This window comes from Sphingomonas sp. AP4-R1 (assembly GCF_013113735.1).
Taxonomy (GTDB): Bacteria; Pseudomonadota; Alphaproteobacteria; order Sphingomonadales; family Sphingomonadaceae; genus Sphingomonas_I.
Window position 1 is genome coordinate 1,149,452 of sequence record NZ_CP053346.1, and the last position, 15,434, is coordinate 1,164,885.

Below are 15,434 nucleotides of genomic sequence, written 5' to 3' on the forward strand. Positions count from 1 at the left end.
GTGATCTCCCGCCTAGTAACATTCTCGGTCGAGCGACGCTGGCTCATCCTGCTGCTCACCGCAATCGCCGCGCTTGCGGGCATCTTCGCCCTCCAGCGCCTCCCCATCGACGCCGTCCCCGACATCACCAACAACCAAGTGCAGGTGAACGTCCTCGCGCCTTCACTGTCGCCCGACCAGATCGAGCGGCAGGTCTCGTTCACGATCGAGACGTCGCTCGCAGGCATCCCAGGCCTAAAGTTCACCCGATCGCTCAATCGCAACGGCTTCGCACAGATCACGGCCGTCTTCTCCGACAGCACCGACATCTACTTCGCGCGTCAGCAGGTCGCCGAGCGGATGCGGATGGCCCAGGAGCGGCTGCCGGCAGGCATCATGCCGGAGATGGGGCCGATCGCCACCGGGCTCGGCGACATCTTCATGTGGACGGTGGAATTCCGGGAGCTGGACCAGGTCAAGCACCGCGACGGCGAGCCCGGCCTTCAGCGCGACGGCAGCTACATCACGCCCGAGGGCGAGCACCTCGTCAGCGAGGCGGACAAGGCGACCTACCTCCACACCGTGCAGGAGTGGATCGTCTCGCCGCAGCTCCGCGGCACCGAGGGGGTCGCGGGCGTCGACTCGCTGGGCGGCTACGACCGCGAATATCTCGTCGTGCCCGACATGCAGCGCCTGGCGTCCATGCGGATCACCATCCAGGACCTCGCAACCGCGCTGGAGCGCAGCAACACGAGCGTCGGGGCGGGCACGGTCGACCTGAACGGCGCCGGCCTGTTCGTTCGGTCGGACGCACGCGTCCGCACCGCCGACGAATTGGCCCGAACGATCGTGGCCACGCGTGAAGGCGTGCCGGTCCAGCTGAGCCAGGTCGCCACCGTCCGAGCGGGTCAGGGCATTCGCACCGGCTCCGCATCTGAAAATGGCCACGAGGTCGTGGTCGGCACCGCCGTGATGCGGATCGGCGAGAACAGCCGCACCGTCGCCACGGCGGTTGCGGAACGCCTCAAGGTGATCGGCAAGTCGCTGCCCGCCGATGTGGTGGCCAAGCCCGTCCTCGACCGCACGGAACTGGTCAACTCGACGATCGCCACGGTCGCCCGCAATCTCGCCGAAGGTGCCGTCCTCGTCATCGTCGTGCTATTCGCGTTGCTCGGCAACTTCCGCGCGGCGCTGATAGCGGCGCTCGTCATCCCCATCACCATGCTGCTCACTGCGACAGGCATGCTGCGCGCAGGCGTGTCGGCCAATCTGATGAGCCTCGGCGCGCTCGACTTCGGCCTCATCGTCGATGGTGCGGTCATCATCGTCGAGAACGCGCTGCGTCGGTTGGGGGAACGCCAGCACGAGACCGAGGGGCCGCTGCCCCTGAAGGAACGGCTCGCCGTCGTGGCGGCATCCGCCCGCGAGATGATCAGGCCTTCCCTATACGGCCAGGCCATCATCATCATCGTCTACACGCCGCTGCTCACCTTCTCGGGCGTCGAGGGCAAGATGTTCGAACCGATGGCGCTCACCGTCATCATCGCGCTGCTCTTCGCGTTCGTGCTGTCGGTCACATTCGTGCCAGCGGCCGTCGGTGCCTTCCTCGTCGGTCGCGTCGAGGAGAAGGAAAGCAGGATCGTGCACTGGCTGCGGAAACGATATGAGCCCGGGCTGGAGGCGGCCATGCGCCGGCCGAGCGTCACGATCGGCGGCGCCGTCGTCGGCGTCGTGCTGGCCGCACTCGCCTTCACCACGCTGGGCCAGGAGTTCCTTCCCCAGCTCGACGAGGGCGACATCCTGGTACAGGCTTGGCGCCCGCCGGGCACGTCGGTCGACCAGAGCCAGCGCATGCAATTCGCGGTCGAGAAGACGATCAGCCGCGAACCCGAGGTTCGCTACGCCTTCTCGCGCACCGGCACGTCCGAGATCGCGTCGGACCCCATGCCGCCCAACGCCACCGACACCTTCGTCATGCTGAAGCCGCGCAAGGAGTGGCCGGATCCCAGCCTGCCGAAGGCCGAGCTGGTCGAACGGATCGAGAAGAAGGTCTCGACGATCCCAGGCAACAGCTACGAGATCACCCAACCGATCCAGATGCGCTTCAACGAGCTGATTGCCGGTGTGCGCGGCGACATCGCGGTCAAGGTGTTCGGGGACGACTTCGGCAGCATGAACGCCACGGCGGTCCGCATCGCCGAGGTGCTCCGCAGGGTGCGCGGCGCAGCAGACGTTCGGGTGGAGCAGACCGAGGGTTTGCCGCTGCTCGACATCCGACCCAACCGGGACGCCATGGCCCGGGTCGGCGTGACCGCCGGCGACGTGCAGGACCTCGTGTCCGCCACGGTAGGCGGCAAGCAGGCCGGGATGATCTTCGAAGGGGATCGCCGCTTCCCGGTCGTCATACGCCTCGACCAGTCGTCCCGCTCCGACATGCAGAGGCTGGGGCAGCTGCCGGTGCCGACCGCGAACGGATCATTCGTGCCGCTGGCGAGCGTCGCCGAGATCGCGATCGGTGACGGGCCGAACCAGATCAGTCGCGAGAACGGCAAGCGGCGCGTCGTCGTTCAAGCCAACGTGCGCGGCCGCGACGTCGCGGGGGTCGTCGCAGACGCCCAGGCGGCCATCGACGCGCAGGTCCAGCTGTCCCCTGGCACCTATCTGCAATGGGGCGGCCAGTTCGAAAACCTCGCGAGCGCACGCCAGCGGCTCGCGATCGTCGTGCCCGTCTGCTTCACCGTGATCATGCTGCTGCTCTACGGAGCCTTGGGTTCGGTGAGGGACGCGCTGATCGTCTTCACGGGCGTGCCGCTCGCGCTCGTCGGCGGCGTCCTCGCACTCTGGCTGCGCGGCATGCCGTTCTCGGTCTCGGCGGCGGTCGGCTTCATCGCGCTTTCGGGCGTCGCGGTGCTGAACGGTCTGGTGATGGTATCCTCGATCCACGATCTGCTAGATCGCGGAATGGATCGGGCGGAGGCTGCCCGCGCGGGGGCTCTCGTCCGTCTCAGGCCGGTGGCGATGACGGCGCTCGTCGCCAGCTTCGGATTCGTGCCCATGGCGCTCGGCCACGGCGCCGGTGCCGAGGTGCAGAAGCCGCTTGCGACCGTCGTGATCGGTGGCCTGATTTCCGCGACTCTGCTGACCTTGTTTGTCCTGCCGACGCTCTACGCGCGCTTCGGACAGAGGCACGGGCAAGAACCGGGCGGCGGAGCAGATCCCGCATCACCACCAATCGATCCCCGAACGGAGATGGGAAAATGAAGCTCGCCCACACAGTCGGCGCTGCTGCCGCGATCATGCTCCTCTCGACTTGCTCAGCCAATCCTTCGGCCGGCACGAAGGTCGGCCGTGCAGATGAACCGGCCTCGACCCACGCGCTTCGCGAGGTCTCTCCAGCAGGCGCTGGACGATCGAAGAGGTGTTCGTACCATATCTGCTGGACGAGTGATCTCGAACAAAATTTTACGACAGCTTTTGGGGCGCAGGCCCAGCGAGGTGATCGTCTGGCTTTGGTCGTTAGCGGTCGCGACCGTCAGGACCCAGAGTCGGTCGTTCATACCGCCTTTCCCGCTCCCCGGTTCCGGACACTTATTCATCTCGGCCGGACGGCGGCTTTCAGCGAACCGGATCATCCGCCTGAACGCCCAGATCAAGCATGAAGAACTGATTGTGAGCGCTCGGCTGATAGTTACTGAAGGCACCACACGATACGAACCCAGCGCTGCGATAGAGCGAAATTGCTGGAGCATGGAGCGTCGCGGTGCCCGTCTCCAAGCTAAGGCGTTCGTAGCCACGCTTTCGGGCTTCGGCGACGATGTGTGCGAGTATTGCTCGGCCTACGCCCTTGCCGCGAGCTGCGGGAGACGCGCGCATCGACTTCACTTCGCCATGAGACGGGCTGAGCTGCTTCAGGGCGCCAAAGCCCGCGAGCGTTTCGTCATCCCAAGCAGTCCAGAAGGTGACGCTTGGCGCAGATAGGCCGGATGCGTCGAGGGCAAACGCGTACTCGGCCATCACATCCTGAAGCTCTCGCAGATGGTGCGCCAACAAATCAGCGACATGAGGTGCCGCCGGGTCGTCTTGCCTTATTTCCATAAACGCCCCTTCCACGGGTCCTGCCATTATCGCGCCAGGGCGGTCTGGCAAGGTTTTGAAGCGCGTCGCAAAAGGGGGCGCCCTCATGCAATGCTACGATGGCCGCTTTCAAAGCGATGAATTTAACGACGAACGGGGTCAACTGGGCGCGAGCCGCCCGACAGGTCCTTAGCGATCAGACCCAGTTATGGACGCTCAGCACCTCTTTCGCCGCTCCCGAAAGCGGTCATACATTCAGATTTCGTGTTCGGCTTAAATAAGCGATGGCGGCTGTCCGCCTTCACTCGGATCGAGCAAGATGGGGGAGGTAGCAGATAGCTGACCGGCGGCTGTTCCGACATTCATGCTTGCGCAGTTATCAAACCTTTTTAAGTCCACGAACGTAGGACCGGAACTTTCGGATCAATGCCTTGATCTCCGGATCACGCACGACCTGAAGAGCCTCCTTGATGGTGAACCACCGGCGCTCGCGTTGATGCATTTCCTGCCAGACCGGGAGTTCATCGACCACTTCCAGAGGGTAAGCTTGTATAACTGCCTCCTCTCCGATCAGCGAGCGAGCGCTAGCCGGCTGTCGATACGTCCCTATTGGCTGGTGACTGATCCGACCGAGGACGCCAGCCTCCTCGAATGCCTCGCGCTCGGCGGATCGGCTGGCGAGCATTCTCGAGCCGATCTTGCCCTTCGGGACGATCCATCTCTGCCTGGTACGCGACCGGACGAGCAACACCAAAATGCCGCCCGCATCGTCGATCCGATAGGGTATCGCTGCGGATTGAAGCATCACCGAGGAAAGAGACCCATCATCTCGCCTCAATAGTATGTGACACTTTTATGACAATGCTTTTGTCTGGCACCGTAGCTAAGCCATCAACGGTCGATCAGGGCTCTTGGTCGCGTCCGACAGGCGCATGTTTGATTGGTCCCTTCGCCCAAGTGCGGTAAACTTCGGGCTGCGATGAGGACCGATCGATTGCAGCGATGGCCGCGCAACAGGTGGTTATGCGCGATCCTGGTTTCCGGATTGGCATTTCTGATGCCTCTCGCCGCCGGCGCTGCATCTGGGGCACCGCCGGGTCACCTGCCCACTCTCGTCGAACCAACGATGATGCCCCCCATTCCGCCAGCCAGCATCGATGAGGCATTGGAGGTCGGCGGCGAAGCGATCGAAGGGCGCAAGATCGATACGCGAATGACCGTCGACGTGCGATTGAACGATCGCGGCCCGTTTCGCTTCATCGTGGACAGCGGCGCCGACACGTCGGTGATCAGTGCGAGCGTCGCCCACGCCCTTCAATTGCCAGCCGGCACGCCAGTCATCCTGAATGGCACGACGGCAAGCAGCCAGGTCGATCGCGTCCATGTCGCAACCTTCGGATTGGGTTCGACCACCATCAAGGATCTGGAACTTCCCGTCCTGGAGGACCGATTTGTCGGTGCTGACGGGCTGATCGGCATCGACGCCCTTGTCCGTCAACGGCTCATGCTGGATTTCGAAGCGCGCCTCATCAAGGTCGAGGATGCGAGTGAGCCGGAGACACAATCGGATGGGGAAATCGTTGTCACCGCACGGCGACATGACGGCCAGTTGATCCTTACCCAGGCGAAGGCCAACGGCAAATCCATCAATGTGATCATCGATACGGGTTCTGAAGTGACGATCGGCAATCTGGCACTGCGCGGTCTGCTGGTGCGTAGAGGCGGCGCGAAACTGTCGCCGATTGCTGTCAGCGGTGTCACAGGCGTGAAGGTCGACCTCGAAATGGCCCAGCTCGCCGAGCTTCGGATCGGTCCGATCGTCCTTCAGAATGTGACCATCGCGTTCGCCCAGATACCCCCCTTCGTGATATTCGGACAGACCAAACAGCCGGCGCTGCTCCTCGGCACAGATCTGATGGATACGTTCCGTCGTGTTTCGCTCGACTTCCGCGCCCGCAAGGTTCGCTTTCAGGTGCGGCGCTGTGTGTCCCGGTCGATCGTTATCAACAACACACAAGCCCCCTCTTACTCGCGCCTATCGCTTGCCGACGACGGCAACGAGGCATGTCAGAGATGATTGGCCCCGCCTCAAATCTCGAACGCCCGGTCGAGCGGGTACTTGTGGCAGCTAGCTTGGCATGCCCTACTAAAATGGTATGAATACCATCAGCACCGCAGAGATTGCCGCTGTTCTGTCGACCGCGCCAGCTTGGGCAAAACATTGCCTTCCTGTCGCGGATCCCCGGCTACAGGAAAAGGGTGCGACCGAAATCGCAGTGTTCTTATGCCATGCGCTTGAGAAACAAGCGGCGTCCCAGATGCCCAGTGAGGCGTCGGATCCAGTATAACGCGGCAGCCAATATCGCCGGCCAGAGAACCGGACCAAACCGTACGGTGCCCGGCGGCCAGCTTTTTTACATTTTTATGACGCGCAAATAGCGCATGATGGGATAGGCAAGCCCGGCGGATGGCCGGATTGTTCGACCCGCCATTCGCGCTCGTCGGCCCGCGCTGGCCAAACACATTCGGAGTCAATCGACGCGATGCCACGCGTGCTAGTTATCGAGGACGATCTCGTCGTCGCCCGCTCGATCAAGACTCAGTTGGAGAAGAATGGCCACTCCGTGGCGCTTGCGGAGGATGGCGAAGCTGGACTCACCCTGGCGCTTTCCGAATATTTCGATGTAATCGCGCTTGATCGGATGCTGCCGAAACTGGATGGACTGAGCATCATCGGCCGCCTGCGCGAGCGCTCCATTCCGATCCCCGTGCTGGTGGTAAGCGCGCTGTCCGATGTCGACGAGCGGATCGCCGGGTTGCGCGCGGGCGGCGACGATTATCTGGTGAAGCCCTTCTCCCATCAAGAGCTGGCCGCACGCATCGAGGCACTGGTGCGCCGCTCGCCCGCCGCGGCCCGACGGGAAGCCACGTTGCGCGCCGGGACGATCGAAATCGACTTGCTGGATCGGAAAGCCTCACTGGAAGGCAAACTCCTGCGTCTGCCGGACATGGAGTTCCGGCTGCTGGAATTCCTCGTCCGCAACGCCGGCCGCGTGGTGGGGCGGCGCGTTATCTTCGAGCAGGTCTGGGGCCATTATTTCGACCCCGGCCCCAACTTAATCAACGTCCATATTGGCCGCCTGCGCAAGAAGATGGAGACACCCTCGCGGAGCGCCGTCATCGCGACCGTGAAGGGCGAAGGCTATCGGCTTGAGCTATCGTAGCCGGCTGAGGCTGCGGGAGGTTCAGGCAACCTCGGCCTTCCGCCTCACGCTCGTCCTGGGAAGCCTGTTCGCAGCCGCCATGGTGATCATGGCCGTCGTCATCTACACGGCGACGGCGCAGCAATTGATCGTCCGCAGCGAGGGCATGCTGCAGCGGGAATCGCTCCGGCTGCTCAATGCCCCATCACATCGGGTCGAACAGGATGTGAAAGAGGAGGTCGCGCGCAACGCGAAGGGGCTCGATCATTTCGGGCTGATCAGCGCGGACGGTCTCACTCGGCTCGCGGGCGATATCGGGCCTTATGCGAACGTCGTGCTCGATCACCCCAGCGACGTTCCGGATCTGGACGGGCAGGCGGCGATGCGCGTGCTCGCCAGCCGGCGGGGCGATGGCCGCATCGTCGTCGTCGGCCGCGACATCAGCGAGCGCCGCTATCTGCTGACGGTCGTGCTGGAAGTGATCGTCGGCGCGCTGGCGATCATCCTGCCCGGAGCGCTGTTGATCGGGGCGCTGATCAGCCGTCCCTCGCTCAGGCGCATCAGGGATCTTCAGAGCGCATGCCGGCGGATCGCGGTCGGGGAACTCGACGTGCGCATGCCGGTCGCCGGCCGCGGCGACGAGCTCGATCAGGTCGCGATCACGATCAACGACATGGTGGGCGATCTCGAACGCGTGGTGAGCCAGGTCAAGAACGTAACCGATGCGATCGCGCACGATCTGCGAACCCCGTTGACGCGGGTGAAGAGCCATCTTCTCGACTATCATGATCGGGCTCGCGACGGCGAACTGGCGGAGGATCAGGTCGCCCAGCTCAGCCACGATCTCGATCTGGTGCTTGAGCGCTTCGCGGCCTTGCTGCGGATCGCCGAGATAGAGGCGAGTGCACGAACCTCGCGCTTCGCCGAGGTAGATCTGGGCGAACTCGTCGCAACAGCCGCAATGCTGCATGCGCCCGTCGCGGAGGACAATGGTATCGGCCTTACGGCGCAGGTGTCCAGCCACGCTCCCGCGCTCGCCGACCCTCAGCTAATGCTGGAAGCACTTTCGAATCTGATCGACAACGCGCTCAAATTCGCCGGCACCGCCGTATCTGTTCTCGTTACCGAAGATGGCGACCGAATCCTCATATCGGTCAGCGACGATGGCCCCGGCATTCCTGCGGCCGAACGGGACGCTGTTCTCCAGCGTTTTTACCGTCGCGGCGAGCAGGATGAGCGATCGGGCATGGGGCTGGGCCTCAGCATCGTCTCGGCTATTCTGCATCTGCACAAATTCCAGCTCGTGCTGGAGGACGCCCACCCCGGCCTTTGCGCGACGATTATCGCACACAAAATCACGCATTCGGAAGACTAGACGACGCTTTCCTTCAAATTTTCTATGTGAACACAAATTTATTCGCCTCGGATCGCGCTATCTGCGGACAATAGCCTCGCAATGGTGCGGCGCGGCATCGGCGGTTCGAACCGAGCACCCCGCCCTGCCGACGACAAAGGGGAAATGGGTGCTCCATCTGGTGAAGCTCGCGCTGTCGCGGCCCTACACCTTCATCGTGCTGGCCATCATGATCCTGCTTTCGGGCACGATGGCATGGCTGCGGACGCCCACCGACATCTTCCCGAACATCAAGATCCCGGTGATCGCGGTCGTCTGGAGCTATAACGGCCTGCCGCCCAAGGACATGTCCGGCCGCGTCATCACCTATTTCGAGCAGGAACTGTCGACTACCGTCAACGACATCGATCATGTCGAAAGCCAGTCGCTCGCCGGGGTCGGCGTCGTCCGCATCTTCTTCCAGCCCAATGTCGATATCCGCACCGCGACAGCGCAGGTCACGTCGATCTCGCAGACGGTGCTGAAGAATATGCCGCCCGGCATCACTCCGCCGATGATCCTGAACTACAACGCATCGACCGTGCCGATCGTGCAGCTGGCGCTATCGTCGAAGAATCTTTCCGAACAGAAGATCTTCGATCTGGGCCAGACGGCGATCCGCCCCTCGCTCGCCGCCATTCCCGGCGCCTCGATCCCGACGCCCTATGGCGGGCGCCAGCGCCAGATCCAGATCGATCTCGATCCCGCCGCGCTCGAAGCGCGCCATCTCTCGGCCGCCGACGTGAGCGCCGCGCTGGCGGCCCAGAACCAGATCGTCCCGGCCGGCACCGCGCGCATCGGCCGCCACGAATTCAACATCCAGCTCAACAACAGCCCCGAAGACTTCAACGCGCTGAACGATCTGCCGATCAAGACCGGCGAAGGCGGCACGGTCTATATCCGCGATGTCGCCCACGTCCGCGACGGATCGCCGCCGCAGGCCAACGTCGTTCGCGTCAACGGCGGCCGCGCCGTGCTGATGATGGTGCTGAAGAGCGGCTTTACCTCGACCGTCGAGATCGTCGACAACGTCAAGGCGCTGATCCCCCAGCTCAAGCTTTCGCTACCCTCCTCGCTCAAGATCGATCTGCTGTCAGATCAGTCGATCTTCGTCCGCGCGGCCGTGTCCGGCGTGGTGCATGAGGGCGTCACCGCCGCCGCTCTTACCAGCCTGATGATCCTGCTGTTTTTGGGATCGTGGCGCTCGACCGTGATCATAGCCGCCTCGATCCCGCTCGCGGTGCTGGCGGCGGTGGCGGGGCTCGCCATTTCCGGCGAGACGCTGAACGTGATGACGATGGGCGGCCTCGCGCTCGCCGTCGGCATCCTCGTCGACGACGCGACCGTGACGATCGAGAACATCAACTGGCATCTCGAACAAGGCAAGACCGTCACCGGGTCGATCCTCGACGGCGCAGAGCAGATCGTGCGGCCGGCGCTCGTGTCGCTGCTGTGCATCTGCATCGCCTTTGTGCCGATGTTCTTCCTGCCCGGCGTCGCCGGATTCCTGTTCGCGCCGATGGCCAAGGCGGTGGTGTTCGCGATGATCGCCTCGTTCGTCATCTCGCGCACCCTGGTGCCGACGATGGGCAATTATCTGCTGCGCGAACATGCGGCCCCGCACACGACGGAACAGATGGTGACGCATGACGCCGAGGTCGGCCATCCGCACTCGCGCAATCCGCTTCGCCGCTTCCAGCACGGATTCGAGGTCAGGTTCGAGCGGATCCGCGCCGGCTATGTCGAGATGCTGCGCCTCGCGCTGGCCGGTCGCGGCCGCTTTCTCGGCGGATTCATGGCGGTCGTCGTCCTGTCGTTCGCGCTGGTGCCGTTCCTGGGTCGGAACTTCTTTCCCTCCGTGGACGCGGGGCAGATCAACATGCACGTCCGCGCGCCTTCAGGCACCCGGATCGAGGAGACCGCCGCGCTCTTCGACAAGATCGAGGACCGGATCCGCAAGACGATCCCGCGCGACCAGCTCGGCTCCATCGTCGACAATATCGGCCTGCCGGTATCGAACGTGAACCGGGCCTACATGAATTCCGGCAGCGTCGGCCCGCAGGACGGCGACATCCTGGTCTCGCTCACCATGGAGCATGGCCCGACCGAAGAGTTCGTGAAGCAACTGCGGCGTACGCTGCCCGTGGAATTCACCGGCACCACCTTCTCGTTCCTACCCGCCGACATGGTGAGCCAGATCCTGAACTTCGGCGCGCCCGCCCCGATCGACGTGATGATCAGCGGCAAGGATGCCGGCGCGAACAAGGCCTATGCGGATCTGCTGGTCGCGCGCATGAAGCGCGTCGCGGGGCTTGCCGACGTCCGCCTCCAGCAGGCCGACGATTATCCGCAGATCGACATCAACGTGAACCGCAGCCAGGCCAGCACCGTCGGCCTGACCGAGAATGACGTGACGCGCAGCCTGTCGATCAATCTGGCCGGCAGCCTGCAGACCGCGCCCGTCTTCTGGCTCAATCCCGAAAACGGCGTGTCCTATCCGATCGTCGCACAGGTGCCGCAGCACCGGATCGCCACGATGAGCCAGATGGAAAATCTGCCCATCTCCAGCGGGTCGGGCGATCGGTTCCAGATCCTCGGCGCGCTGGGGTCGGTTGCGCGCGAAGCGTCGCCAGCGGTGGTGTCACATTATTCGGCGAAGCGCTCCTACGACGTCTATGCGACCCTTCAGGGTCGCGATCTTGGCGCCGTCGCCGCCGACATCAACCGGATCATCAAGGAGACCGAAAAGGACAAGCCGGTGAGCGCGACAGTCGTGCTGCGCGGCCAGGTGCAGACGATGAACACGGCCTTCACCGGCCTGATCCTCGGCCTCGCGGGTGCGATCCTGCTCATCTACATGCTGCTGGTCGTCAATTTCCAGTCGTGGACTGACCCCGCCGTGATCGTCTCGGCGCTGCCGGCAGCACTCGGCGGCATCGCCTGGATGCTGTTTGCCACGGGCACTCCCTTGTCCGTCCCGGCCCTAACCGGCGCGATCATGTGCATGGGCGTCGCCACCGCCAATTCGGTGCTGGTCGTCACCTTCGCCCGCGAACGGCTGACCGAGACGGGTGACGCCCTTCTGGCCGCGATCGAGGCGGGCAGCACGCGCTTTCGCCCGGTGATGATGACCGCGCTCGCGATGATCATCGGCATGGGGCCGATGGCGCTGGGGCTGGGTGAAGGCGGCGAGCAGAATGCGCCGCTCGGCCGCGCCGTGATCGGCGGCCTGATCTGCGCCACCATCGCCACCCTCGTCTTCGTGCCCTCCCTCTTCAGCCTTGCCCATCGCCAGCGCCTCCACGCGCCCGCGCCGGGCGATGCGGCCGACGCTTCCGGAGATATCGCCTATGCAGAATGACCCTCTTCCCGATCAGAAGATCCGCAAGCGGCTCCGGGTCGCGGGCGCCGTCGCGGCGATCGCCGCGATCGGCGTAGTTGCGGCGGGCACCATCTCACGCGCCAGCCAGACGAAGGAGGCCCAGCAGTGGGCGGACAATACGGCCGTGTCGACCGTCCACCTGATCACGGTCTCGGGCAATGAAGAGGGCCAGCCGCTGATCCTGCCAGCCACCATGCAGGCCTGGGTCGGCTCAAAGCTCTATGCGCGGGTGCCCGGTTATGTCCGCTCCTGGCAGCACGACATCGGCGCGCATGTCTCGGCGGGCGAGTCTCTAGGCGTGATCGACACGCCGGAACTCGATCAGCAGATCGTCGCCGCGCGCGCCCAGCTCGACATGGCCACCGCCGCCCAAAAACTCGCGACCAGCACGGCCGCGCGCTGGAACGATCTGCTTTCCGATCGCTCCGTTTCGAAGCAGGAGGCCGACGAGAAGAATGGCGACCTTGCGACCAAGAAAGCAGCGGTCAATGCGGCCAAGGCCAATCTCGGCCAGCTGATGGCGATGAAGGCGTTCGCCGTCATCCGCGCGCCGTTCGCCGGAACGCTCACCGCCCGAAATGCCGACATCGGCGATCTCGTCGGACCCAATGCGAGCGCGCAGCGCCCGATCTTCGCTGTCGCCCAGACCAGCCGGATACGCATTTATGCCAATGTCCCGCAAAGCTATTCGGCGCAGATGCGGCCGGGCGTGAAGGCCCAACTGGTTCTGCCCGACTATCCGGGCCGATCCTTCACCGCCGAGATCATCGGCAATAGCGGCGCGATCGATACCCAGACCGGCAATCTCCAGATTCAGCTCGCCGCCGACAATGCCGATGGCGCGCTCAAGCCCGGCGGCTTCGCGCAGGTGAAATTCGCTTTGCCCGCGCGAACCGACGTGGTGGAGGTGCCGTCCAGCACGCTGATCTATCGCGGCACCTCCCCCCAGGTGGCGACGGTGGACCCCACCGGGCATATCCATATGCGCCCGCTGATCCTCGGCCGCGATCTGGGCCGGACGGTGGAAATCCTGTCCGGCCTCCACAGCGGCGACCACATCGTCGACAATCCGCCGGACTCGCTGGCCGAAAAGGATCTCGTGAAGGTCGGGGCGGCGAGCAATGCCTGATCGCCGGTTGCGGCGCTGGGCCGTCCTGCTGCCCGCTCTGCTGGGCGGCTGCTCGTTCGCGCCGGACTATCATCCGCCCAAAACCGAGCCGGTCGCAGCCTTCAAGGAAAGCGGCCTGTGGCAGCCCGCGCAGCCCGCTGACACTACGATCGCCGCCGATTGGTGGCGGCAGTTCGGAGATCCGACACTCGATCAGCTGGAGACGCAGGTCGCCTCCTCAAATCCCACCCTTGCCGCGGCGCTAGCCCGTTACGATCAGGCGAGAGGCTTCCTGACGCAGACGCGAGCAGCCACCCTGCCCGATGTCGGCGTGACGGCCGATCTGTCGCGCAACCGGCAATCGGATGACCGACCTCTCCGCAGCGACGCCCAGCCAACCTATTATGGCGCGCATACCCTCGAAGCGCAGTTTGGCTTCGAACTCGATCTGTGGGGGCGGATCCGCAACATGGTCGCGGCGGGAAAGGCCGAAGTCATGGCCTCGGCGGACGATCTCGCCGAGATTCGCCTGAGCCTCCAGACCGAGCTCGCTCGCCAATATTTCGCCCTGCGCGGCTACGATCGCCAGATCGCGGTCCTGACCCAGACCGTGGATGCCTTCGCACAAGCCGATCATCTGACGCGGAGGCGCGTGTCGGGCGGGGTCGCATCCGAGCTGGACGCCACCCGCTCGGGCACGCTGCTGGCGGAAGCGAGAGCGCAACTGGCCGACGTGCAATCGCAGCGCGCGCAGACCGAGCATGGGATCGCGACGCTGATCGGGGAAAATCCGTCCCGCTTCACGCTTGCCGCCGCCCAGATCGATCTGCAGCGCCCCCAAGTGCCGACCGCCCTGCCCTCCACGCTGCTCGAACGCCGGCCCGACATTGCGGCAGCCGAACGCCGCATGTTTTCTGCCAACGCGCAGATCGGCGTAGCCCGTGCCGCCTTCTTTCCGGCAATCCGTCTCGGCGGTGGGATCGGTTATCAGGGAACCGCCCTTTCCAGCCTGATCACGGCACCCAACACATTATGGTCGGCGGGCGTCTCGAGTCTTCTGCCGCTCTTCGATGGTGGGCGGAGACGAGGATCGCTCGCCGTGGCCCGCGCCCGCTGGACCGAAACGACGGCCTCCTATCGTGGCAAGGTGCTGCAGGCATTCCAGGAGGTGGAGGACAATCTGGCCACGCTCCGTTACCTCCAGACACAACTGGACGCCGAGCAGGATGCGGTGCGGCAAGCCGCTGCCGGTGAATCCCTTTCGCTGAGCAAATATACGAAAGGCGCGGCTATCTATCTCGACGTCGTAACCGCGCAAACAACAGCACTCCGAACGCGCCTGACACTGATCAGCCTCGAGACACGTAATCTCCAGGCCAGCGCACGACTCATGACAGCGCTGGGAGGTGGCTGGACACGGTCGAGACCATCATAGCCGCTACAATGCAGAGACTCCCGCCGCGTTCATGCAACAGTTGGCGCGCTTTGCGTCATCCGACCGGTTCACTTTCGTTGCACCAACCATGGAAACGAACCGAAGCTTTACCGTGTCGGTATATCGTTCCTCGATCGTCTGCCGCTGTGGAGAGAAGCGATGGGGCTGTCATCGTTTGATCCTGCCTTCCATGAACTTCGCCCTTGGAATGAGGGGCGCGTCGTCGGTGCCAAACGTGCTCTGAAGCCGCAACAGGTCTGGGCCATCCGCTTTTGGCTCGACCAGCATCGGCGGCTACGAGACCGGGCGCTTTTCGACTTCGCCATCGACAGTAAGCTTCGCGGTTGCGACGTGGTCAAGATTCGCATCGGCGATATCGTCGCGGGTGGACGTATCCGGGATCGCGCGGTCGTGGTCCAGCAGAAGACCAAACGTCCGGTGCAGTTCGAACTAGTCGAGCCTGCCCGTAAAACATTGCTCGCGTGGCTTGAGCGGCGCGGTGGCACCTTGAATGATTTCGTCTTCCCGTCGCGCAATGACTACATGGGCCATATGAGCACGAGGCAATATGCACGTCTCGTTCGCGAATGGGTGACGGGCATCGGCCTTCAGGCTCAGGACTACGGCACGCATTCACTACGGCGCACCAAGGCGTCGATAATTTACAAGGCAACCGGCAACCTCCGTGCCGTTCAGATCCTGCTCGGTCATTCCAAGATTGAAAGCACCGTTCGTTACCTCGGCGTTGATGTCGAGGATGCCCTCGAATTGTCAGAAAGAACCGAAATCTGAGTTGGTCGGCCAGACCCAATTCCGGTCAATCATGCGGCCTCAGGCGATCCCCGAAACCTGCCATCCGT

General features: G+C 63.8%; 11 protein-coding genes. 9 read left to right on the top strand and 2 right to left on the bottom strand.

Translation table 11 applies throughout. The annotated features are described in order from the left end of the window. Entirely contained in the window at positions 1-3,240 is a 3,240-nt protein-coding gene (locus HL653_RS05665) for an efflux RND transporter permease subunit (RefSeq protein ID WP_171743654.1), read from the top strand. Positions 3,241-3,594: 354 nt separating this feature from the next. On the opposite strand, the gene HL653_RS05670 is transcribed toward HL653_RS05665, so the two are convergent. Beyond that, positions 3,595-4,101 (bottom strand): GNAT family N-acetyltransferase, encoded by a 507-nt coding sequence (locus tag HL653_RS05670; protein ID WP_367613594.1) that lies wholly within the window; start codon positions 4,099-4,101, stop codon positions 3,595-3,597. Between the two features lie 331 nt (positions 4,102-4,432). Continuing rightward, positions 4,433-4,858, bottom strand: a complete 426-nt coding sequence (locus HL653_RS05675) for an NUDIX hydrolase (protein WP_253717990.1) — start codon at positions 4,856-4,858, stop codon at positions 4,433-4,435. 252 nt (positions 4,859-5,110) lie between these two features. On the opposite strand from HL653_RS05675, the gene HL653_RS05680 reads away from it, so the two are divergent. The 8 genes from HL653_RS05680 (at position 5,111) to HL653_RS05710 (ending at position 15,366) form a co-directional block, all read left to right on the top strand. Then, a complete protein-coding gene (locus tag HL653_RS05680; protein ID WP_171743656.1) occupies positions 5,111-6,130 on the top strand; it encodes an aspartyl protease family protein in 1,020 nt (339 codons plus the stop codon). A 79-nt stretch (positions 6,131-6,209) separates the two neighbouring features. Next, a complete protein-coding gene (locus HL653_RS24570) occupies positions 6,210-6,401 on the top strand; it encodes a DUF6771 family protein (RefSeq protein WP_367613595.1) in 192 nt (63 codons plus the stop codon). Between the two features lie 195 nt (positions 6,402-6,596). Beyond that, positions 6,597-7,277: a response regulator transcription factor gene (locus HL653_RS05685; RefSeq protein ID WP_171743657.1), complete on the top strand. Its 681-nt coding sequence runs from the start codon at positions 6,597-6,599 to the stop codon at positions 7,275-7,277. Further along, on the top strand, positions 7,264-8,631 hold the full coding sequence (locus tag HL653_RS05690) for an ATP-binding protein (protein ID WP_171743658.1): 1,368 nt from the start codon (positions 7,264-7,266) through the stop codon (positions 8,629-8,631). Before HL653_RS05685 ends, HL653_RS05690 begins: the two co-directional genes overlap by 14 nt. Before the next feature lie 148 nt (positions 8,632-8,779). Continuing rightward, positions 8,780-12,010, top strand: a complete 3,231-nt coding sequence (locus HL653_RS05695; RefSeq protein WP_171743659.1) for an efflux RND transporter permease subunit — start codon at positions 8,780-8,782, stop codon at positions 12,008-12,010. Further along, positions 12,000-13,160: an efflux RND transporter periplasmic adaptor subunit gene (locus tag HL653_RS05700; RefSeq protein WP_171743660.1), complete on the top strand. Its 1,161-nt coding sequence runs from the start codon at positions 12,000-12,002 to the stop codon at positions 13,158-13,160. The genes HL653_RS05695 and HL653_RS05700 overlap by 11 nt, the downstream gene beginning before the upstream one ends. Further along, positions 13,153-14,574 (top strand): efflux transporter outer membrane subunit, encoded by a 1,422-nt coding sequence (locus tag HL653_RS05705; protein ID WP_171743661.1) that lies wholly within the window; start codon positions 13,153-13,155, stop codon positions 14,572-14,574. Before HL653_RS05700 ends, HL653_RS05705 begins: the two co-directional genes overlap by 8 nt. Before the next feature lie 159 nt (positions 14,575-14,733). Further along, positions 14,734-15,366 (top strand): tyrosine-type recombinase/integrase, encoded by a 633-nt coding sequence (locus tag HL653_RS05710; RefSeq protein ID WP_171743662.1) that lies wholly within the window; start codon positions 14,734-14,736, stop codon positions 15,364-15,366. Positions 15,367-15,434 lie beyond the last annotated feature (68 nt).

Excerpts from the sequence above, each read along its gene's own strand:
- HL653_RS05685 (WP_171743657.1), top strand. The coding sequence starts at position 6,597 with ATGCCACGCGTGCTAGTTATCGAGGACGATCTCGTCGTCGCCCGCTCG.
- HL653_RS05700 (WP_171743660.1), top strand. The coding sequence starts at position 12,000 with ATGCAGAATGACCCTCTTCCCGATCAGAAGATCCGCAAGCGGCTCCGG.
- HL653_RS24570 (WP_367613595.1), top strand. The coding sequence starts at position 6,210 with ATGAATACCATCAGCACCGCAGAGATTGCCGCTGTTCTGTCGACCGCG.
- HL653_RS05670 (WP_367613594.1), bottom strand. The coding sequence starts at position 4,101 with ATGGCAGGACCCGTGGAAGGGGCGTTTATGGAAATAAGGCAAGACGAC.
- HL653_RS05705 (WP_171743661.1), top strand. The coding sequence starts at position 13,153 with ATGCCTGATCGCCGGTTGCGGCGCTGGGCCGTCCTGCTGCCCGCTCTG.
- HL653_RS05675 (WP_253717990.1), bottom strand. The coding sequence starts at position 4,858 with ATGCTTCAATCCGCAGCGATACCCTATCGGATCGACGATGCGGGCGGC.
- HL653_RS05710 (WP_171743662.1), top strand. The coding sequence starts at position 14,734 with ATGGGGCTGTCATCGTTTGATCCTGCCTTCCATGAACTTCGCCCTTGG.
- HL653_RS05680 (WP_171743656.1), top strand. The coding sequence starts at position 5,111 with ATGCCTCTCGCCGCCGGCGCTGCATCTGGGGCACCGCCGGGTCACCTG.